At 67.1% G+C, this 20,288-nt stretch carries 19 protein-coding genes, 1 tRNA gene and 1 pseudogene; 2 read left to right on the plus strand and 19 right to left on the minus strand.

The features are described 5' to 3' along the window. Positions 1-726 (plus strand): ADP-dependent NAD(P)H-hydrate dehydratase (locus PO768_RS21910; protein WP_272647749.1); only part of this gene is annotated, 726 nt, incomplete at its 5' end. A gap of 6 nt (positions 727-732) precedes the next feature. Here the strand turns inward: PO768_RS21910 and rnr are convergent. Continuing rightward, complete coding sequence (gene rnr, locus PO768_RS21915) at positions 733-2,991, minus strand: ribonuclease R (protein WP_442953280.1); 2,259 nt, start codon at positions 2,989-2,991, stop codon at positions 733-735. 105 nt (positions 2,992-3,096) lie between these two features. On the opposite strand from rnr, the gene PO768_RS21920 reads away from it, so the two are divergent. After that, a tRNA-Leu gene (locus PO768_RS21920) sits at positions 3,097-3,181 on the plus strand. Positions 3,182-3,335: 154 nt separating this feature from the next. Here PO768_RS21920 and PO768_RS21925 read toward each other — a convergent pair. The 18 genes and pseudogenes from PO768_RS21925 to PO768_RS22010 all read right to left on the minus strand — a co-directional run. After that, on the minus strand, positions 3,336-3,857 hold the full coding sequence (locus PO768_RS21925; RefSeq protein WP_137941760.1) for a phosphoribosyltransferase: 522 nt from the start codon (positions 3,855-3,857) through the stop codon (positions 3,336-3,338). Positions 3,858-3,894: 37 nt separating this feature from the next. Continuing rightward, positions 3,895-5,232, minus strand: a complete 1,338-nt coding sequence (locus PO768_RS21930; protein ID WP_272647750.1) for an adenylosuccinate synthase — start codon at positions 5,230-5,232, stop codon at positions 3,895-3,897. 40 nt (positions 5,233-5,272) lie between these two features. After that, entirely contained in the window at positions 5,273-6,436 is a 1,164-nt protein-coding gene (locus tag PO768_RS21935) for an ATP phosphoribosyltransferase regulatory subunit (protein ID WP_272647751.1), read from the minus strand. A 79-nt stretch (positions 6,437-6,515) separates the two neighbouring features. Further along, positions 6,516-6,704 (minus strand): DUF2065 domain-containing protein, encoded by a 189-nt coding sequence (locus PO768_RS21940; protein WP_269840560.1) that lies wholly within the window; start codon positions 6,702-6,704, stop codon positions 6,516-6,518. A gap of 9 nt (positions 6,705-6,713) precedes the next feature. After that, positions 6,714-7,607, minus strand: a complete 894-nt coding sequence (gene hflC, locus PO768_RS21945) for a protease modulator HflC (RefSeq protein WP_137941756.1) — start codon at positions 7,605-7,607, stop codon at positions 6,714-6,716. 18 nt (positions 7,608-7,625) lie between these two features. After that, positions 7,626-8,924 carry an FtsH protease activity modulator HflK gene (gene hflK / locus PO768_RS21950; RefSeq protein WP_272647752.1) on the minus strand — a complete coding sequence of 433 codons (1,299 nt, stop codon included), beginning with the start codon at positions 8,922-8,924 and terminating at the stop codon, positions 7,626-7,628. A gap of 11 nt (positions 8,925-8,935) precedes the next feature. After that, a complete protein-coding gene (gene hflX / locus PO768_RS21955) occupies positions 8,936-10,180 on the minus strand; it encodes a GTPase HflX (RefSeq protein ID WP_442953281.1) in 1,245 nt (414 codons plus the stop codon). A gap of 31 nt (positions 10,181-10,211) precedes the next feature. Further along, positions 10,212-10,460: an RNA chaperone Hfq gene (gene hfq, locus PO768_RS21960; RefSeq protein ID WP_137941753.1), complete on the minus strand. Its 249-nt coding sequence runs from the start codon at positions 10,458-10,460 to the stop codon at positions 10,212-10,214. A gap of 90 nt (positions 10,461-10,550) precedes the next feature. Continuing rightward, the gene (gene der, locus PO768_RS21965) at positions 10,551-11,885 is read right to left on the minus strand and encodes a ribosome biogenesis GTPase Der (RefSeq protein ID WP_272647753.1); all 1,335 of its coding nucleotides are present in this window, start codon (positions 11,883-11,885) and stop codon (positions 10,551-10,553) included. Between the two features lie 48 nt (positions 11,886-11,933). Then, entirely contained in the window at positions 11,934-13,061 is a 1,128-nt protein-coding gene (bamB, locus tag PO768_RS21970; RefSeq protein ID WP_272647754.1) for an outer membrane protein assembly factor BamB, read from the minus strand. Beyond that, a complete protein-coding gene (locus PO768_RS21975) occupies positions 13,058-13,738 on the minus strand; it encodes a YfgM family protein (RefSeq protein WP_272647755.1) in 681 nt (226 codons plus the stop codon). Before PO768_RS21975 ends, bamB begins: the two co-directional genes overlap by 4 nt. 43 nt (positions 13,739-13,781) lie before the next feature. Next, positions 13,782-15,095: a histidine--tRNA ligase gene (gene hisS / locus PO768_RS21980; protein WP_272647756.1), complete on the minus strand. Its 1,314-nt coding sequence runs from the start codon at positions 15,093-15,095 to the stop codon at positions 13,782-13,784. 4 nt (positions 15,096-15,099) lie between these two features. After that, the gene (gene ispG / locus PO768_RS21985; RefSeq protein ID WP_272647757.1) at positions 15,100-16,374 is read right to left on the minus strand and encodes a flavodoxin-dependent (E)-4-hydroxy-3-methylbut-2-enyl-diphosphate synthase; all 1,275 of its coding nucleotides are present in this window, start codon (positions 16,372-16,374) and stop codon (positions 15,100-15,102) included. Between the two features lie 2 nt (positions 16,375-16,376). Then, positions 16,377-17,279, minus strand: coding sequence for a helix-turn-helix domain-containing protein (locus PO768_RS21990; RefSeq protein ID WP_272647758.1), 903 nt, complete (start codon positions 17,277-17,279; stop codon positions 16,377-16,379). Between the two features lie 10 nt (positions 17,280-17,289). Then, on the minus strand, positions 17,290-18,096 hold the full coding sequence (pilW, locus tag PO768_RS21995) for a type IV pilus biogenesis/stability protein PilW (protein ID WP_272647759.1): 807 nt from the start codon (positions 18,094-18,096) through the stop codon (positions 17,290-17,292). A gap of 26 nt (positions 18,097-18,122) precedes the next feature. After that, entirely contained in the window at positions 18,123-19,259 is a 1,137-nt protein-coding gene (rlmN, locus tag PO768_RS22000) for a 23S rRNA (adenine(2503)-C(2))-methyltransferase RlmN (RefSeq protein WP_442953282.1), read from the minus strand. Positions 19,260-19,314: 55 nt separating this feature from the next. Beyond that, positions 19,315-19,740 (minus strand): nucleoside-diphosphate kinase, encoded by a 426-nt coding sequence (gene ndk, locus PO768_RS22005; protein WP_272647760.1) that lies wholly within the window; start codon positions 19,738-19,740, stop codon positions 19,315-19,317. 87 nt (positions 19,741-19,827) lie between these two features. Beyond that, positions 19,828-20,288 (minus strand): annotated as a pseudogene (locus tag PO768_RS22010) (hypothetical protein); the annotation flags it as partial.

Here is a 20,288-nt window from a genome sequence, read left to right on the forward strand (position 1 = left end):
GCCTGGCTGGCAGCGCGCGCGGCCCTGGCGGCGGGCGCCGGCCGCGTCTACGCCTGCCTGCTGCAGGCCGAGGCCGGTATCGCTGCGCCGCAGGATCGGCCCGAGCTGATGAGCTGGTCGGAATCACTGCTGCAGTTTCCGGACAGCTGGCAGCGCCATATCGTGGTGGCGGGCTGTGGCGGCGGCGCGGCGATCGCGGCCCCCTTGCCCGATCTGCTGCGGCACGCACGCCGCCTGGTGCTGGATGCCGACGCGCTCAATGCCATTGCCGCCGACACCCATCTGCGCCAGTTGCTGCGTGCGCGCCAGACCCTGGCTCACCCCAGCCTGCTGACCCCACACCCGCTGGAGGCAGCGCGACTGCTGCAATCGGATACCGCCCAGGTGCAAGCCGACCGGCTCGGCGCCGCGCAGGCGCTGAGCCTGGAATTCGGCTGCACCGTGTTGCTGAAGGGCTCGGGCACGGTGATCGCCAGCCCGCATCAAATGCCGGCCATCAACAGCAGCGGCAGTGCCGCGCTGGCGACGGCCGGCACCGGCGATGTGCTGGCCGGCTGGCTGGGCGGCCTGTGGGCACAGTATCGCGGCGACGACCCGGCCGCCACCCACACCCTCGCCTGCGCCGCCGCCTGCTGGCACGGGCTGGCGGGCGATGCACAGAAAAGCGGCCCGCTGCGGGCCGCCGATCTGATCGAGGGCATGCACGCGCTGCACGCCAGCGACTGAGGCCGCTCAGCGGCGCTTGCGCGTCTCGGCACTCTTGGCACTGCCGGCCCGCGCTGTCTTGCGCGCCGCCTTGACCGGATGAGCCAGCGACTTGGCGCCCTTGCCTCCGCTCTTACCGCCCGCCTTGCGCCCTGCCCTAAGCTCGGCTTTGAGCTCACGATCCTGGCGACGCACCTGTTCCAGCGCCTCGCTGGCCGATTCGGGCGCGAGCGCTGCGGCCCGGTCGCTGGCCCCCTTGTCGCGCAGCGCCCGTGCCACCAGGCGAGCCTCGTCCGTGTCCTGCACCAGGCGGAAGTCGATCTTGCGGCCGTCCAGGTCGACCCGGCTGACCTGCACCCGCACCTTAGCGCCGGTCGCATAGCGGATACCGGTGCGCTCGCCGCGCAGCTCCTGGCGCACCTCGTCGAAGCGGTAGTACTCGCCGCCCAGCTCGGTAATGTGGATCAGGCCCTCGACATAGAGAGCATCGAGCTGCACAAACAGACCGAAGCTGGTTACCGCGTTGACGGTGCCGCTGAACTCCTCGCCCAGATGCTCGCGCATATAGCGGCACTTGAGCCAGGCCTCGACGTCACGCGAAGCCTCGTCGGCGCGACGCTCGTTGGCACTGCAATGTGCACCGACAACCTCCCAGCGCTCCAGATCATTGCTGACCGTGGCCGGGTTGACCGGCTTGGCGCGGCCGGGGCGCTGGGCCGGCATCGGCACATTCATCTTGGCCGCATCGAGCAGATAGCGCTTGCCGCCCAGCATGGCCTTGATGACCCGGTGCACCAGCAGATCGGGGTAGCGCCGGATCGGGCTGGTGAAATGGGTATAGGCCTGGTAGGCCAGGCCGAAATGGCCAGCATTGGCCGAGGTGTAGACGGCCTGCTGCATCGAGCGCAGCAGCATGCTGTGGATCTGCTGGGCGTCGGGCCTATCCTTGGTCGCTGCGGCGACGGCCTGGTACTCGGCGGGCTTGGGGTCGTCGCTGATGCCCAGACCGATGCCCAGCGCGCGCAGATAGGCCTGCAAGGCAATGCGCTTCTCCGGCGTCGGACCTTCGTGGACGCGGAACAGCGAGTGGTGCTTGGCGCCGGCGATGAAGTCGGCCGCGCAGACATTGGCGGCCAGCATGGCCTCCTCGATCAGACGATGGGCCTCGTTGCGGGTGCGCGGCACGATCTTCTCGATGCGGCCGTTGTCGTCGCAGATGATCTGCGTCTCGGTGGTCTCGAAATCCACCGCACCCCGCTTCTTGCGATCCGCCAGCAAGGCCCGATAGACCTCGTGCAGATGCAGCAGATGCGGCACCAGCTCCTTGCGCTTGGCGGCTTCCGGACCATGGGTATTGGCCAGCACCGAGGCCACCTCGGTGTAGGTGAAACGCGCATGCGAACGGATCACCGCCGGGTAGAACTGGTATGCGTGGGTGACGCCCTCCTGCGTGACCAGCATGTCACAGACCATGGACAGGCGGTCCTCATAAGGCACCAGCGAGCACAGGCCGTTGGAGATCTTCTCCGGCAGCATCGGGATCACGCGGCGCGGGAAGTAGACCGAGGTGGCGCGCTCGTAGGCATCGTGGTCCAGCGGCTCGCCGGGCTTGACGTAATGGCTGACGTCGGCGATCGCGACCAGCAGGCGCCAGCCGCTGAAGGCGTTCTTGCCACGGCCCTGCTTGTGCGGCTCGCAGTAAACGGCATCATCGAAGTCACGCGCGTCCTCGCCGTCAATGGTCACCAGCGGCACATCGCGCAGATCGACGCGCTGCTTCAGATCCACCGCACGCAGCCGGTCGGGCAGCTTGGCGGCCTGCGCCAGGGTTTCGGCGCTGAAGGCATGCGGCACATCGTATTTGCGCACCGCGATCTCGATCTCCATGCCGGGATCGTCGATCTCGCCCAGCACTTCGACCACACGACCGACCGGCTGCGAATACAGCGACGGCGGCTCGGTCAGCTCGACCGCGACCACCTGGCCGGCCACCGCATTGGCGATGCCGTTCTTCGGGATCAGGATGTCCTGGCCCATGCGCCGGTCTTCCGGCGCCACGATCCAGATGCCCGACTCCAGCAGCAAGCGGCCGATGATGGGCCGCTTCTTGCGCTCCAGGATCTCGAGCACCCGACCCTCGGGCCGGCCGCGCTTGTCCATGCGCACGATGCGCACGCGCAAGCGGTCACCATGCATCACCGCATGCATCTCCTGAGAGGACAGATAGATATCCGGTGGACCGTCATCGGGCAGCAGAAAGCCGTGCCCGTCGCGGTGGCCTTGCACCGTGCCTTCGACCTCGCTGAGCAGCGCCGCATTCGTTGCGCCCGCACTCTGCGTGGCGCTTGAGGACTTGATATTTTTGATGATAGAATCCTTGCTTTCCTGAAAGCCCAGGTGGCGGAATTGGTAGACGCACTAGTTTCAGGTACTAGCGGGTAACTCCGTGGAGGTTCGAGTCCTCTCCTGGGCACCAAACATAAAAGGCCAGCACATTGTGCTGGCCTTTTTCATTTCCGAACGAGCCCGAGCCACCGAGCACGGCGCAGCGGCGCGCAGATACAACAAAGCCGACCCGGCATGCTTGCGAGGTCGGCTTGGCTGTCATCGGTATCGTCGGGCCCAGAGTCTCAGACGGCGAATTTCTTGGCCAGCGCGTCCGGCCGCAAATCGTCGTACTCCTCGAAAGGCTGGTGGATCCAGGGACTGGTCTCCAGCATCTCGACATAGTAGTCCGGCGTGTAGCTGGACACACCCTTGGTCCAGATCACCGCCGAGCGCAGCTCGCTGATCGAGGGCATGCCGCGCAGGCGCTCGACCACGGCGCGCAGGGTCACGCCCGAGTCGGCCAGATCATCGACCAGCAGCACGCGGCCGGCCAGCTCGCCCTTGGGCATTGTGATGTACTTGGCGATGTCCAGCCGCCCCTGGATCGTGCCGGCTTCGGCACGGTAGGAGCTGGTCGACATGATGCCCAGCGGCTTGTCGAAGACGCGCGACAGCACATCGCCGGGGCGCATGCCGCCACGGGCCAGGCACAGGATCTGGTCGAACTCCCAGCCGGACGCATGGACCTTCAGCGCCAGGCGCTCGATCAGCATGTGGTATTCGTCCCAGGACACGTACAAATGCTTGCCGTCGTCGGTCAACATGGGTTTTTTCTCCTGTGGGGGTCAGGTCGTCTCAGGCTCAGGCCTGGTAGGGATGGCGCAGCACGATGGTGTGGTCGCGGTCGGGGCCGGTCGAGACCATCGCGATCGGCGCGCCGATGACTTCCTGCACGCGCTCCAGATAGCGGCGCGCATTCAGCGGCAGCGCATCCCAGTCGGTCATGCCGAAAGTCGTCTCGGTCCAGCCCGGGAAGGTCTCGAACACCGGCTTGCAGGCCAGGATGTCGTCGGCGTCCAGCGGCAGGATGTCGATCATCTGGCCGTTGAGCTCGTAGCCGATGCACATCTTGACCTCGGCCAGGCCGTCCAGCACGTCCAGCTTGGTCATGCACAGGCCGCTGATGCCGTTGATGATGATGGAGCGCTTCAGCGCGGCGGCATCGAGCCAGCCGCAGCGACGGGCGCGGCCGGTCACGGTGCCGCGCTCCTGGCCGACGGTGGCCAGGTGATAGCCGACCGTGCCTTCCTTCTCCCACTCCAGCTCGGTCGGGAACGGACCCGAGCCGACGCGCGTCGTGTAGGCCTTGGTGATGCCCAGCATATAGTGCAGCATCTGCGGCCCGACGCCGGCGCCAGCGGCGGCATTGCCGGCCACGCAGTTGCTCGAGGTCACATAGGGATAGGTGCCGTGATCGATGTCCAGCAGCGTGCCCTGCGCGCCTTCAAACAGGATGTTGGCGCCGGCCTGGTGGGCCTTGTGGATCAGATAACCCACGTCGGCCATCATGGGCTTGAGCACCTCGGCCATCTTCATGGCCTGGTCATAGATCGGCTGGAACTCCAGCGCCGTGCCCTTCAGGTAGCCGGTCAGCGCAAAGTTGTGCAGATCCAGCAGCTCCTTGAGCTTCTTCGCGAAACGCTCGGGATGCTTCAGGTCCTGCACGCGCAGCGCGCGGCGTGCGACCTTGTCCTCATAGGCCGGGCCGATGCCCTTGCCGGTGGTGCCGATCTTGCCGCTGCCGCTGCTCTCGCGCAGCGCCTCGCGGGCCTTGTCGACCTCGACATGGAAAGGCAGGATCAGCGGGCAGGACTCGGAGATGTAGAGGCGCGAACGCACCTCGACGCCGGCCTTCTCCAGGCGCTCGATCTCGCCCAGCAGATGGGTCGGGTCCAGCACCACGCCGTTGCCGATATAGCAGGCCACGCCGTCGCGCATGATGCCCGAGGGGATCAGCTGCAGCGCGGTCTTCACGCCCTTGATCACCAAGGTATGGCCGGCGTTGTGGCCGCCCTGGAAGCGCACCACGCCCTGGGCGTGCGGGGTCATCCAGTCGACCACCTTGCCCTTGCCTTCGTCACCCCACTGGGTGCCCACAACGACCACATTACGGCCGCGCGCTATTTCGCTGTTCGTCATAAAAAACCCGCTCGCTAAGTTTGTTTCGGCGACACGCGGCTCAGAGCGCGCGCACCACCCACTGAGAGTCGACGCGCACCAGTTCGCGGTCGCAGTCGAATTCGTCGCCTTCGTGCTCATGCCCAGGCAGCATGCACACCACCGTCTCGCCCAGCTCGCGCAGCCGGCGGACCGCCGCGCGCAGACTCGCGTCCTCGCCCCAGGGCGCCCGCACCGCCGCACGCAGCGCACTGGCCGGGCTCAGCGCCACCAGCACCTTCAGATCCAGGCTGAAGCCGACGGCCGGACGGCGCCGGCCGAACACCGCACCGACCTCGTCATAGCGCCCGCCGCGCAGCACCGCGTCGCTGGAGCCGGCGGCATAGAGCGCGAAGCGCACGCCGCTGTAGTAGGCATAGCCGCTCAGATCGGCCAGATCGAAGCCGAGGCTGACCTCGGGATGGGTCTGCTGCAGATGCGTGGCCAGCCATTGCAGATCGTCCAGCGCCGCCGTGACGGCCGGCGTCCTGGGCAGGCGCTCGCGCGCCTGCGCCAGCACCTCGATGCCACCATACAGCGACAGCAGGGCTTGCAGGCCCTCCCCGGCCGCGGCCGGCAGCTCGCGCGTCAGCAGGCACAGCGCGGCCGCGTCCTTGGCCGCCAGCGCCGCGACGATGTCGTTCAGCACCGCCGGTGCCGGCTGCACCTCACCGAGCAGGCCCTGAACCAGACGTGCATCGCCCAGATCGATCGCGATATCGCGCACGCCGGCGCGCTGCAAGGCATCCAGCGCCAGCTCCTGCACCTCCAGGTCGGCCTCCAGGCCGGCATGGCCATAGATCTCGATGCCAAACTGCAGCGGCTCGCGTGTTGCGTGCAGGCCGGCCGGCCGGGTATGCAGCACCGGGCCGCAGTAGCACAAGCGGGTCACGCCGGCGCGGTTCAGCAGATGGGCATCGATGCGGGCCACCTGGGGGGTGGTGTCGGCGCGTACACCGAGGCTGCGACCGGAGAGCTGATCGACCAGCTTGAAGGTCTTCAGATCGAGCTCGCGGCCGGTGCCGGACAAGAGCGAATCCAGATGCTCCAGCAAGGGAGGCATCACCAGCTCACAGCCGTAGGTACGCGCCATATCCAGCAACTCGCGGCGCAACTCTTCGATGCGGCGCGCCTGGGAAGGCAGCACGTCGGCGATGTGCTCGGGCAGCAGCCAAGCAGAGGACATGGAGTTCAGGGGGCGGTTAAAAACGGCATTGTACCGGTCCCGTGCGACCGCCCGGCGAAAGCCCGAGCGCGGCAGCGGATCAGCCCCAGAAGGCGTAGAGCAGCAGCAGGCCGGCGATGATGCTGGACAGACCGACGAAGCGGATCTGCCCGTCGCTCATCGCCAGCATGCGGGCGAACACCTGCCGCCAGGCGCCAGGGTTGATGAAGGGCAGCAGCCCTTCGATCACCAGCATCAGGGCCAGCGCGCCCAGCAAGGCGTCGCCCATGAGCCCGGCTTATTTGCCGCTCTTGGCGGGCGCCGCAGGGCCACCACCGCGCATGGCCTTGAAGAAGTCGCTGCTGGGGTCGACCACCATCACATCCGACTTGTTGCGGAAGCTGGAGCGATAGGCCTCCAGCGAGCGATAGAACTGGGCAAACTGCGGATCGCGGCCAAAGGCTTCGGCATACAGGGCCGAGGCCTTGGCGTCGCCCTCACCCTTGATCTTCTGCGCATCGCGGTAGGCCTCGGCCACGATGACCTCACGCTGACGATCAGCGTCGGCGCGGATCTTCTCGCCGTCGGCGCCGCCGGTCGAGCGCAGCTCGTTGGCGACGCGCTTGCGCTCGGACTCCATGCGGCGGTAGACCGAGTCGGTGATGTTGGCGGCGAAGTCGACGCGCTTGATGCGCACGTCCACCACCTCGATACCGAACTGCTTGGCCTCATCCTCCAGGCGCTTGAGCACATCGGTCATGACCTTCTCGCGCTCGGTGGCCAGCACGGCCAGCACGGTGCGCTTGGTCACTTCCTCGTTGAAGGCGGCCTGCACGATGGGGCTCAGCCGGGTCTCGACATTGCGCATGTCGGTGCCGCTGTTGCGGATGAACTGGCGCGGCTCGGAAACCCGCCACTTGACCAGCCAGTCGATCACCAGGCTTTTCTTCTCGGCCGTGAAGATGGCGCGCGAATCGGGGCTGTCCAGGGTCTGGATGCGGCGATCCAGGAACACCACGTTCTGGAACGGCGGCGGCATCTTGAACTTCAGGCCCGGCTCGGTGACCACTTCCTTGATCTCACCCAGCGCATAGACCACGGCGAACTGGCGCTGGTCAACGATGAACAGGGTCGAGCTGGCCAGCATGAAGGCGATCAGGGCGCCGGCAACAATGGAGGCAATGCGATTCATAGTGTTGTCTTCCTTGCCTCAACGACCGTCACGGTCACGGCTGCGCAGACCGTCGCGCGAACGCACATCGGCATTGCCGCTCGGCGTCGTGCTGTCGGGCACGGCGGCCGGCGTCGGCACCGAGGCGGTCACGGTGCCGCCGGCCTGCTGGATCAGCTTGTCCAGCGGCAGATAAAGCAGGTTGGAGCCATTGCGGCTGTCCACCATCACCTTGCTGACATTGGAGTAGACCTGCTGCATCGTGTCGATGTAGAGGCGGTCGCGGGTCACCGCCGGCGCCTTCTGGTATTCGGTCAGCACGCTCTTGAAGCGCTGTGCATCACCCTCGGCCTGCGCCACCACGCGCGACTTGTAGCCCTCGGCCTCCTCGCGCAGCCGCGCGGCGGTACCCTGGGCCTTGGGGATCACGTCGTTGGCATAGGCCTGGCCTTCGTTCTTCAGGCGCTCGCGGTCGGCGCCGGCCTTGAAGGCATCGTCGAACGCGGCCTGCACCTGCTCGGGCGCCTGCACATTCTGGACATTGACATTGGCCACCAGGATGCCGGCCTTGAGCCGGTCCAGCTGGTTCTGCACCGACTTGGCCAGTTCGGCCGCGATCGCATCGCGCTGCTCGTAGAGCACCGAGTCCATCTTGCTCTTGCCGACAATTTCGCGCACGGCCGACTCGGCCGCCTGGATCACCGCCTCGTCGGGGCCACGGTTCTCGAACAGGTACTCGCGCGAATCCTTCAGCCGGTACTGCACGGTGAAGCGGATGTCGACGATGTTTTCATCCAGAGTCAGCATCGAGGAGTCGCGCAGGCCGGTGGCCTGGGCCACCGCATTGCGGCCCACCTCGACCGAGCGCAGCTGGGTCACCGAGACGATTTCATTGGCCTGAAAGGGATAAGGCAGGCGCCAGTTGAAGCCGGCATCGACCGTCTTGCTGTACTTGCCGAAGGAAGTCACGACCGCCTGCTGACCTTCCTGCACGATGTAGAAGCCGCTACCCAGCCAGCCCAGCGCGACGACGCCGGCGATCAGGCCGACACCGATGCCGGCGCTCTTCATAACGGGCTGGACGCCATTGCCACCGCCGCCGCTGGGGGGGGTGTTGTTGCCGCCGCCCTTGCCGCCGAACATGCCGCTGAGCTTGCGATTGAAGTCGCGCCAGAGCTCGTCCAGGTCCGGCGGGCCATCGTTGCGGCCATTGCTCAGATGGCGGCCCTCGCGCCAGTCACGGCGCAGCAGACCGCCGATCAGGGCTCGCGTGGCTGCCGCCAGGGCGCTGAGTCGCTGCCCAGGCTGGGCGGCGCTCACGGGCTCAAAGGTATTCATGCTCTTGCCTGTCATTGGTGTTGTAGGGCGGTGGCGGCATTTTCCGCACTTTCGCCTGCTTCAGATGGGGTCAGCTCTTGCGCATTCAAGTCTGCGGCCGGCACGATGCCCATGGCCGCAACGATCTGGGCCCGCAGCACATCCAGGCCCTGGCCGGTCAGCGCGCTGACAAACACGCGCGGCACCCGCAGGCCGCCCGGACGCTCGATCCAATCCAGCGCCGCGCGCGGCCGCTGATTCTCGTCCAGCATGTCCTGCTTGTTGTAGACCAGGATCTGCGGGATGTCGGCAGCGCCGATCTCGTCGAGCACCCGCTCGACCTCGACCATCTGCTCGTCCAGCGTCGCGCTGGCGGCATCCACCACATGCAGCAGCAGATCGGCCTCGGCCGCCTCCTGCAAGGTGGCCTTGAAGGCCTCGACCAGCTTGTGCGGCAGATCACGGATGAAACCCACTGTGTCGGACAGCGAGACACTGGCGCCGGCCGCCTCCAGGTACAGCGAGCGGGTGGTGGTGTCCAGGGTCGCGAACAGCTGGTTGGCCGCATAGGCACGCGCCTTCACCAGCGCATTGAACAGCGTGGACTTGCCGGCATTGGTGTAGCCGACCAGCGAGACGCGGAACACGCTGTTGCGCTCGCGCGCACGGCGCTGGGTCGTGCGCTGGCGCTGCACCTTCTTGAGCCGCTCCTTGGTGACCTTGATGCGGTCGTCGATCATGCGGCGGTCCAGCTCGATCTGGGCTTCGCCGGGGCCGCCGCGCATGCCGATGCCGCCGCTCTGGCGCTCCAGGTGGCTCCAGCGCCGCACCAGGCGCGTGGCCAGGTATTGCAGCCGCGCCAGCTCGACCTGCAGCTTGCCCTCATGGCTTTGCGCCCGGGCCGCGAAGATTTCGAGAATCAGCGCGGTGCGATCGGCCACCGGCACGCCGAGCACGCGCTCCAGATTGCGCTGCTGGGCCGGCGAGATCGCCTGGTCGAACAGGACCGTGTGTGCCTGGTGCGCCTGCACCAGCAGCTTGATCTCGTCGGCCTTGCCGGAGCCGACGAACAGCGCCGCATCGGGCGCCTGGCGGCGCGCGATCACCTTGGCCACCGGTGTGTCGCCGGCCGATTCGGCCAGCAAGGCCAGTTCGTCCAGGGTGGGATCGAAAGTCGATGCGTAGCTCGAGGAACGGCCGAAATCGACGCCGACGAGAATGGCGCGCGCCGCCTCAGAGGGCGGCGACGCGAGCGTGGAGGATGGGGAGGAACTCAAGGTTTTGCGATGGGGCTGCTGCCCCGCGCGTTCAAGTGGCTTCGCCGGCGCCGCCGTCGGCAGCGTGGAAATTCACCGCGCGACCGGGCACCACGGTGGAAATGGCATGCTTGTAAACCATCTGCGTCACGGTATTGCGCAGCAAGACCACGTACTGGTCGAAGGACTCGATATGCCCTTGCAATTTGATGCCGTTGACCAGGTAAATGGACACCGGCACATGCTCTTTGCGCAGCAGATTCAGGAAGGGATCTTGCAAGAGTTGGCCTTTGTTGCTCACGATATGCTCCGTGTTGGAAGGGGAGTTGGGTTGGAAGGCTTCCACCTTAACACAGGGAAAGCAGGGTTGCCCCGAATGCCGGAATCGTCTTTATTCTTTATCGGCGAACGGATTCTTTGACGAGCGCATCTCGATGCGCAGCGGCGTACCGGTCAGCTTGTAATGGGCGCGGATGCGCCCCTCCAGATAGCGCTTGTAGACCTCGGTGATGCCCTCCAGCGAATTGCCGTGGACGATCACGATGGGCGGATTCATGCCGCCCTGGTGGGCGTAGCGCAGCTTGGGCCGGAAATGGCCGCTGCGCTTGGGCGTCTGGTGCTCGACCGCTTCCTGGATCAGGCGGGTCAGCACCGGCGTGGTCATCTTCGTGAAGGCCGATGCGTAGGCGTCGGCCATCGCGGTCCACAGCGGGCCCAGGCCCGGTCGCTTGAGCGCCGAGCGATTGTGGATGGGCGCGAACGTCAGAAAGGCCAGGCGCTGCTCGATCGAGCGCTGCAGCTGCTCGCGCTGGTAGCTGTCGATCGCATCCCATTTGTTGACGGCCAGCACCACGGCGCGTCCGCTGTCGAGGATGTAGCCGGCGATATGGGCGTCCTGGTCGGACACGCCCTGGGTCGCGTCCAGCAGTAGCAGCACGACATTGGCATCGGCAATCGCCTGCAGGGTCTTGACCACCGAGAACTTCTCGATCGCCTCGAACACCTTGCCCTTGCGGCGCAGGCCGGCGGTGTCGATCAGCTGGAACTTCTGGCCGTTGCGCTCGAAGTCGACCGAGATCGCATCGCGCGTGGTGCCGGGCATGTCGTAGGCCACCAGGCGTTCCTCGCCCAGCCAGGTGTTGATCAGCGTGCTCTTGCCCACGTTCGGGCGGCCAGCCACGGCCAGGCGGATCACGCCATCTTCTTCCGGCCCGGCCTCCTCGTCCTCCTCGAACTCGAAGGGCTCCAGCACCGCCTCCAGCAGGCTGCGGATGCCCTGGCCATGGGCCGCCGAAATCGGATGCGGCTCGCCCATGCCCAGCTCATGGAACTCGGCCAGCAGCGGCGACTCGCTCATGCCCTCGGCCTTGTTGACGGCCAGGAAGATGCGCTTGTTGGCCTGGCGCAGATAGCGCGCGATGTCCTGATCCTGGCCCGACAGGCCGGTGCGCACATCGACAACGAAAACCACCGCATCGGCCTCGGCCACCGCCTGGCGGGTCTGCTTGGCCATCTCCTTGACGATGCCGGTCGTGCTGTCGGGCTCGAAGCCTCCGGTGTCGATGACGATGAAGTCGCGCGCGCCCAGGCGGCCATCGCCATAATGGCGGTCGCGGGTCAGCCCGGCAAAGTCGGCCACGATGGCGTCACGACTCTTGGTCATGCGGTTGAACAGCGTGGACTTGCCCACATTGGGGCGGCCGACCAGGGCGATGACGGGTTTCATGATCTTCTTGTTCTTTTCTCTGACGTTGAGCGGCGCGCTTGCTCGGCCTTATTCAGGCTTGATCGCAAACAAACCGCCATTGCGGGTGGCGACCAGCACGGTGCCACCCAGGGCCACCGGCGCGGCCACGATGGGCGAACCATCGGTGGCCAGACGCGCGCGGGTCTTGCCGGTATCGCGCGCGATGATGTGCACATAGCCTTCGAAATCGCCGATCAGCAGGCTGCTGCCAATGCTCAGCGGCGCGCTGAGCTTGCGGTTCAGGAACTGCTCGGCCGTCCAGGCCACATCGCCGTTGGCGATCTTCCAGGCGGTCAGACGGTCCGAACCATCGGCACCGAAGACAAATTGCGCATCACCGCCGACACCCTGGGTGCCGCCGGTATTGCGGCTCCACAGCGCGCTGCCGCGCTCGGCGTTGACGCAGCCCACCGCCGACTGGAAGGCGCGGGCGCACAGGATCTCGCCCTGGCGCAGCAGCGGCCCGACCAGATCGGCCAGACGCTCGACCTCGTTGGTGCCGCGCGGGTTGGCCACGCTGGCCTCCCAGCGCAAAGTGCCACGCAGCGGATCGACGCCGGCCAGACGGGCGCCCTGCCCGACCACCAGCGTGTCCTTGTAGGCCGCGATCACGCCGGGTTGCAGCAGGGTCAGCGGATCGCCGGGGCGGCGCAGATCCCACAGGCGGCGGCCGTCCAGCGCATCGAAGGCCAGCACCTGACGATCCACGGTCAGCACGAACACGCGCTCGCCGGCCACCAGCGGCGCGGCGCGCACCGTCGAGGTCAGCGTCTTGCGCCAGACCGGCTGGCCGGCGTCCAGCACCACCAGCTCGTTGTTGCGGGTCACGACGGCGGCAAAGCGCCCGTCGCTGCCGACGCCGGCATTGAGCTTGGCACCGGACTCGCCGCGCCACAGCAGCGCGCCGCTGTCGGCCTGCAGCGACTGCACGACGCCGTCCGAGCTGGCGACGATGAACTGCTGGCCGGCGGTCGCGATCGACAGCGGGAACTGCAGACCGTCCTGCTTGAGGCTCCAGACCACGCGCTCGGCGCCCGCGGAAGCCACAGCCTCCAGCGGCGCCGGCTTGGGTGCGTTGGAAGGATTGAAGACCGAGCAGGCGCTCAGCGCGACGGCCAGCAGCAGGCCACTCAGCGGTTTGACGGCGGCCCTCATTTCGCGGCTCCGGATGCGGCAGCGGCCACCTCATCGGGCGGGGTCACGCCCAGCGTGGCCAGCTTGGCCTCGATCAGGCGGCGGTAGTCCAGGGTCTTGTCCATCGCGGCATAGGCCTTCAGATATTCGGTCTTGGCCTGATCCGGCTTGGCCTGCAGCACGGCCAGGTCGCCACGGCGATCCGCCACAAGCGCGGCAAAGTCGGCCGACTTGACACCGTCCAGGGTCTTGGCGGCCTCGTCATACTGCTTGGCATCGAGCTGCAAGCCGGCCAGACGCAGACGCGCAATATCGCGGTACTCGCCCTCGCCGGCCGACTCGGCGGCCCAGGCCAGGCTGGCCTTGGCGGCGTCCAGCTGGCCCTTGTCGGTTTGCACCTTGGCGGCCAGCAGCGCCGCCTGGGCGGTGTAGGCGGTGCGCGGGAAGCGCTCCTTCATATCGGCCAAGACGCGCCCGGCGCGCTCGGCATCGCCGGCCTGCACGCCGCGGTCCAGCTCATCGAACATCGCGGCGGCCTTGACGGCCTGCTCGCGCTGCCAGTAGTTCCAGCCATTCCAGCCCGCGAATGCCGTCAGCGCCAGGGTCAGACCCCAGGTGATCAGGTTGCCGTAGCGCTTCCAAAAGGCCTTCAGCTGGTCCAGCTGTTCCTGTTCTTCCAGATCGAGATGAGACGCCATGAGGGAAAGTGTTCTTGTAAGAGGGGGAAGGAATGAGCCGCGATTATGCGTTGAGCCGCAGTTCACCGGCCCAGTCGGCCACCTGGGCCAGACTGCGGGTGAACTGGGCGGCCGCCGCGTCGCGCAGCGGCTTGACCGCCACCAGGCCTTGGGCCAGCTCGTCGGGGCCGAACACCAGCGCGAAAGCCGCACCCGAGGCGTCGGCCTTCTTGAACTGCGACTTCATGCTGGACTGGCCCGGATGCAGGACCACCGAGACGCCGGCGGCACGCAACTGCTCCAGCGCCACCATCACCTGCGGCAGGCCTTCGGCCGAGGGCACGATGGCATAGGCATCCGGCTGCGGCACCTCGACCGGCGCACCGACCTCTTCCAGCAACAGCAGCATGCGCTCCAGACCCATGCCGAAGCCCACCGCCGGCGCCGGCTTGCCGCCCAACTGCTCGATCAGGCCGTCGTAGCGCCCGCCGCCACAGACCGTGCCCTGCGAGCCGAGCTTGTCGGTCATCCACTCGAACACGGTCAGGTTGTAATAGTCCAGGCCGCGCACCAGGCGCGGATTGATCGTGTACTTGACGCCGGCCGCATCGAGGATGGCGCGCACGCCGTTGAAATGCGCCAGCGAGGCTTCGCCGAGGAAGTCCAGCAGCCGAGGCGCCGCATTGGCCATCTGCTGCAACGCCGGGTTCTTGGTATCCAGCACGCGCAGCGGGTTGGTGTAGAGGCGGCGCTGGCTGTCTTCGTCCAGCAGTTCCTTGTGCGCCTCCAGGTGCGCGATCAGGGCCTCGCGGTGAGCGCGGCGCTCGTCCGGCGAGCCCAGGCAGTTCAGTTCCAGACGCACATGCTCGTCCTCGACCAGGCCCAGCTCGCGCAGCAGGCGGCTGCCCATCAGGATCACCTCGGCATCGACATCCGGGCCATTGAAGCCCAGCGCCTCGACGCCCATCTGGTGGAACTGCCGGTAGCGGCCCTTCTGCGGTTTCTCGCGGCGGAACATCGGGCCGAAGTAGTACAGGCGCCGGCCGGAGTCGCGCAGATAGCTGTGCTCGATCATCGCCCGCACCACGCCGGCCGTCATCTCGGGGCGCAGCGCCAGATGCTCGGCCTGGCCGTGCTTATCTGCGCGGTCCTCGAAAGCGTACATCTCCTTCTCGACGATGTCGGTCACCTCGCCGATGCCGCGCACGAACAGCGCCGTCGGCTCGACGATAGGCGTGCGCACATTCTGATAGCCATAGCGCTGCAAGACGCTGCGCATCTTCGCCTCCAGCCACTCCCAGCGCGCCGAATCCGGCGGCAGGATGTCATTCATGCCCTTGACAGCCTGCAGCGGCTGCATCTTCTTCTGCTCAGTCATGGATTCAAGCCGTGGCGCCGAAGCGCTTCTCGATGTAGTTCTCGACCAGCGCGTGGAACTCGGTGGCGATGTTCTCGCCGCGCAGGGTCAGGGCCTTCTCGCCGTCGATGAAGACGGGCGCGGCCGGGGCCTCGCCGGTGGCGGGCAGGCTGATGCCGATATCGGCATGCGTACTCTCGCCGGGGCCATTGACGATGCAGCCCCTCACGGCCACCTTCATGTTCTCGACGCCGGGGTACTTGCTGCGCCAGACAGGCATCTGCGCGCGCAGGAAGTCGTCGATCTGCTTGGCCAGCTCCTGGAAGGTGGTGCTGGTCGTGCGGCCGCAGCCGGGGCAGGCGGTGACGCTGGGATTGAAGGCGCGCAGGCCCAGCGACTGTAGGATCTCGGAGGCGATCACCACCTCCTGGGTGCGCGACTCGCCGGGCTGCGGAGTCAGCGAGACGCGGATGGTGTCGCCAATCCCTTCCTGGGCCAGGATGCCCAAGGCCACGCTGGAAGCCACCGTGCCCTTGGTGCCCATGCCGGCCTCGGTCAGGCCCAGGTGCAGCGCATAGTCGCAGCGCGCGGCCAGCGCGCGATAGACCGAGATCAGGTCCTGCACACCGCTGACCTTGCAGCTGATGATGATGTTGTCGGGGTTCAGGCCCAGCTCGCGCGCATAGTCGGCCGAGCTCAGGGCCGACTGCACCAGCGCCTGGTACATCACCTGCTTGGCGTCCCAAGGCTCGGCGCGCAGCGCGTTCTCGTCCATCATCTGGGCCAGCAACTCCTGGTCCAGGCTGCCCCAGTTGACACCGATGCGCACGACCTTGTCGTACTTGACCGCCGCCTCGATCATCATCGCGAACTGGCGGTCCTTCTTGTCGCCTTTGCCGACATTGCCGGGATTGATGCGGTACTTGGACAGCGCCTGCGCCATCGCCGGGTGCTCGGTCAGCAGGCGATGGCCGTTGTAGTGGAAGTCGCCGATCAGCGGCACATCGATGCCCATGCGGTCGAGCTGATCGCGGATCGCCGGCACCGCATCGGCGGCCTCGGGCGTGTTGACGGTGATGCGCACCATCTCCGAACCGGCGATCGCCAGCTCCTTGATCTGGATGGCGGTGCCGATCGCGTCGACCGTGTCGGTATTGGTCATCGACTGCACCCGCACCGGCGCAGCGCCCCCCACCGTCACGATACGCGAACCCCAGCGCACCGTGGCCTGGCGCGAACGGCGCGCGGCCGGGTTGGCCGCCTCGATGGCCTGTGCAATCGTGCTTTGCGTGTCAATCATGTTCAGTTCAACTCCAGTCGCGCGACATTGTCCTTGGCCTGCGCCGCCAGATCGACGGCCGCACCGCGCAGCGTGATCTCGGTGCCCGAGACATTGCCCACCCGCAGCCGCAGCGGCGGCTGAGCCGCCAGCGCGGCCGATTCGCCCGGGCGCATCAGCTTGGAAAACAAGACCTGACCCTTGGTGTCGACCACCTCGACCCAGGACTCGGCCGAGGTCTTGATGCTCAGCGGCACCTGGCCGACGGCCAGCACCGGTGCACTCGCAGGGACCACCACGGGCGCTGCCGCACTCGCCACCGGCGGGGCCGCTTGCACCACGACGGGCTGCACCACAGCGGAAGGCGCGAGCTCGGCGGGCGGCAGCGGCGGGGTCTCGGCCACCGTGCTGGCAGCCGGCTCGGCCGGCTGGATCGCGGCCTGCTCGGCCTCGCTGCCGCCCACGGCATCCAGCGAACCCAGCCACTGGGTCGGCAGCAGATAGATCGCCAGCGCGGCCAGCAAGAGGCCGGCCGGCGCCCACACCAGCGGGCGCTTGAGCCAGTCCAGCGACACCGTGTCCTCGCGCCCGGGGCGCTCGCGGAAGGGCTGGTTCAGCCCGCGCGACACACGGTCCAGGCCCGCCTCATCGCCGCGCGGCAGCAGCGCCAGCACCGGCGCCGCATCGACCTTCAACACCCGGCACATGGCCTTGGCCAGCGCGCGCGCAAAGGTCAGGTCCGGCAGATCCTGGTAGCGGTCGGCCTCCAGGGCCTCCAGCTTGGCCTGCGGCACCTTCAGCTGCGCCGCCAGCGCCGCGATGTGCAGGCCCTGGGCCATGCGTGCCGCGCGCAGCCAGGCACCGGCGCTCTGCGGGCTCGGAACGGCCAGCGGCGGGGCCTCGGCCTCGCTCAGGATCGAAGACATGCGCTCCCCTTCACTCATCAAATCGACCCCGGTCCAGGGCCAGCGCCTCGGGCGACTGCGCATGGCCGCGCCGCAGCTGCTGGCTCAACTCATCCACCGAGGCGGTGTTGCCCAGGCGCCGCTCGATGCGCAGCGCCAGCCACAGGCTTTGCGCGCTGCTTTGCTCGGGCTGGGCATTGACGCGGCGCACATAGAAACGCGCCCGCTCGAACTGGCCGCCGCGATACAGCACATCGGCCAGATTGACGGCGATGGCCGGGTTGCCCGGGTCGATCTCGAAGGCGCGCGCCAGCGTCTTCTCGGCGGCCGGCAGCTGACCGGCGGCCAGTTCGCAGACGCCCTTGGCCAGCAGCGAGCGCGAGGGACCGCGGTACTGGGGCTGGGCCAGCGCCAGATCGAACTGGGCATAGGACTCGGGCCAGCGGCGCTGCTGGCACAGAAACCAGCCGTAGTTGTGCAGCGTATCGGGGTCGCGCGGATTCAGGCTCAGAGCGCGCGCAAAGCTCTCCTCGGCCAGCGGAATCTCGCCCAGCGCCGCATAGACCAGACCGCGCAGATTCAGGGCCTCGCGCATGTCCGGCTTGGCCTGCAGGGCCTGCTTGAGCTCGTCCAGTGCGGTGCTGTACTGGCCGCGCGAGAAGTAGCCGTAGGCCAGCTCGATGCGCACCGCAGCACGGCGGTCGGCATCGGTCTGATCCGAGGCGGTGCGCACCTCGGCCGTCTGGCCGCGCGGGCCGCCCGCACAGGCCGCCAGCAGGGCCAGCGACAGCACCATCATTGCCACACGAAAGACCGAAAGCTGCAGAAGCTGGTTCATTGAGGGTGTCGAGGTTGGTGGGAGAGCTAGACGGGGCGGTTCGGGCGGACCACGCTGACCGGCGCCCGCACCATGCGCACATGGGCGCGGGTGCGGTCCTGCACCTCGCCCGCCAGCTGGCCGCAGGCGGCGTCGATATCGTCGCCGCGGGTCTTGCGTCTCGTCGTGATCAGGCCGGCCTGGATCAGCACCTCGGCAAAGGCCTTGACGCGCTCGTTCGAGCTGCGCGTCAGGCCCGAGGCCGGGAAGGGATTGAAGGGAATCAGATTGATCTTGCAGGAGACATGACCGCGCAGCAGCGCCACCAGCTCCTGCGCCTGCTCCGGCGTGTCGTTGACGCCGTCCAGCATGCAGTACTCGAAGGTGATGAAGTCGCGCGGCGCCTTGTCCAGATAGCGATTGCAGGCTTCCAGCAGCTCGGCAATCGGGTACTTCTTGTTCAGCGGCACCAACTGGTCGCGCAAGGGATCGGTCGGCGCGTGCAGCGACACGGCCAGCGCCACCGGGCAATCGTCGCGCAGCCGGTCGATCATAGGCACGACGCCCGAGGTCGAGACCGTCACACGACGGCGCGACAGGCCGTAGCCATGGTCGTCCAGCATCATCTTCAGCGCCGGCACCAGGGCGCTGTAGTTCTGCAGCGGCTCGCCCATGCCCATCATCACGACATTGGAGATGACGCGCTCTTCGGTATTCAGGCGCTTGCGCAGGCTGTGCTCGGCAAACCAGAGCTGGGCGATGATCTCGGCCGTGTCGAGATTGCGGCTGAAGCCCTGGTGACCGGTCGAGCAGAAGCGGCAGCCCACCGCACAGCCGGCCTGGGAGGAGATGCACAGGGTGCCGCGGTCGTCTTCGGGAATGAACACCGCTTCGACCGCATCACCAGCCCCGACATCGAACAGCCACTTGATCGTGCCGTCGGTCGAGACATGTTCGGAAATCACCGGCAACGCAGCGATGTGCGCCCGGGTGGCCAGCTTGTCGCGCAGCGACTTGGCCAGGTCGGACATCTGAGCGAAGTCAGATGCGCCTTTTTGATGGATCCAACGAAACAGCTGGGTGGCGCGAAAGCGCTTCTCACCCAGCTGCTCGCAGTACGCGGCCAGACCCTCCAGATCGAAACCGAGCAGGTTCGTCAAACCGAGCAGGTTGGCCGTGTCCATTGTTTCCCTCTTTGATCCAGCCTCAAGGCCAGAGCACAAGAGGCATTGGGCCGACTTAACGGCTGTAGACATTCAGACCGGGGAAGAAGAAAGCGATCTCTTGAGCGGCCGTCTCGGCAGCGTCGGAGCCGTGCACGGCGTTGGCATCGATGCTGTCGGCGAAGTCGGCGCGGATCGTGCCCTTCTCGGCCTTCTTCGGGTCGGTGGCGCCCATCAGGTCGCGATTCTTCAGGATCGCGCCTTCGCCTTCCAGCGCCTGGATCATCACCGGGCCGGAGATCATGAAAGTCACCAGGTCGTTGAAGAAGGGGCGTGCCTTGTGCACGGCGTAGAAGGCCTCGGCCTCGCCACGCGACAGATGCGCCATCTTGGCGGCAACCACCTTCAGGCCGGCGCCTTCAAAGCGGGCGTAGATCTGGCCGATGACGTTCTTCGCCACGGCATCGGGCTTGATGATAGAAAGGGTACGTTCGATAGCCATGGTTATTCTCCTGAAATCTTGGGCTTGGCAAAGCCTTGGATTGTAATGCCTGAAGATGCCGGCCTCATGAAGGCCGGCACCGGGAACTCAACGGTTGCGGCCACCAAAGCCGCCGCCGCGGCCACCACCGCCGCCGGAGCGACCGCCGCCCCCGCCGCTGCGGCCACCACCACCACCGCCGGAGCGACCACCACCGCCGCCGCCACGGCGCACAAAGGCATCACCGCCGATATAGCCGACCGAGGTCTGCATCGGATCGGGCTCGCGCGGGCCGCCCTTGTTGCCGCCGCCACGGTTGCCGCCCCGGTCCTGGGCGCTGCCACCGGCACCGAAGCCCTGCGGAATACGCTTGCTGCCGGTCGCAAAACGGCGGTCGAAGGTCTGCTCCAGCGGATTGATATTGCGCGGGATGAAGTCGTCACCGTCCTCGTCGTCGCGGTCCGGGCGCTCATTGGCGCGCGGCTCGTTGAAACGCTCGGACGGGCGCTCGGGCGCACGCTCGCGCGGCGCCTCCGGACGGCTCGGGCGCGGGCCGACGCCGGCCTGGC

Origin of the sequence: Paucibacter sp. XJ19-41 (assembly GCF_028462495.1) — a bacterium.
Classification (GTDB): Bacteria; Pseudomonadota; Gammaproteobacteria; order Burkholderiales; family Burkholderiaceae_C; genus Roseateles_E.

Coding starts and splice junctions, on each gene's coding strand:
- der (WP_272647753.1), bottom strand. CDS start 11,885: ATGAAACCCGTCATCGCCCTGGTCGGCCGCCCCAATGTGGGCAAGTCC.
- PO768_RS21975 (WP_272647755.1), bottom strand. CDS start 13,738: ATGGCGTCTCATCTCGATCTGGAAGAACAGGAACAGCTGGACCAGCTG.
- hflK (WP_272647752.1), bottom strand. CDS start 8,924: ATGAATACCTTTGAGCCCGTGAGCGCCGCCCAGCCTGGGCAGCGACTC.
- hisS (WP_272647756.1), bottom strand. CDS start 15,095: ATGACTGAGCAGAAGAAGATGCAGCCGCTGCAGGCTGTCAAGGGCATG.
- PO768_RS21935 (WP_272647751.1), bottom strand. CDS start 6,436: ATGTCCTCTGCTTGGCTGCTGCCCGAGCACATCGCCGACGTGCTGCCT.
- PO768_RS21930 (WP_272647750.1), bottom strand. CDS start 5,232: ATGACGAACAGCGAAATAGCGCGCGGCCGTAATGTGGTCGTTGTGGGC.
- ispG (WP_272647757.1), bottom strand. CDS start 16,374: ATGATTGACACGCAAAGCACGATTGCACAGGCCATCGAGGCGGCCAAC.
- PO768_RS21925 (WP_137941760.1), bottom strand. CDS start 3,857: ATGTTGACCGACGACGGCAAGCATTTGTACGTGTCCTGGGACGAATAC.
- ndk (WP_272647760.1), bottom strand. CDS start 19,740: ATGGCTATCGAACGTACCCTTTCTATCATCAAGCCCGATGCCGTGGCG.
- bamB (WP_272647754.1), bottom strand. CDS start 13,061: ATGAGGGCCGCCGTCAAACCGCTGAGTGGCCTGCTGCTGGCCGTCGCG.
- hflC (WP_137941756.1), bottom strand. CDS start 7,607: ATGAATCGCATTGCCTCCATTGTTGCCGGCGCCCTGATCGCCTTCATG.
- PO768_RS21940 (WP_269840560.1), bottom strand. CDS start 6,704: ATGGGCGACGCCTTGCTGGGCGCGCTGGCCCTGATGCTGGTGATCGAA.
- rlmN (WP_442953282.1), bottom strand. CDS start 19,259: ATGGACACGGCCAACCTGCTCGGTTTGACGAACCTGCTCGGTTTCGAT.
- pilW (WP_272647759.1), bottom strand. CDS start 18,096: ATGAACCAGCTTCTGCAGCTTTCGGTCTTTCGTGTGGCAATGATGGTG.
- PO768_RS21990 (WP_272647758.1), bottom strand. CDS start 17,279: ATGTCTTCGATCCTGAGCGAGGCCGAGGCCCCGCCGCTGGCCGTTCCG.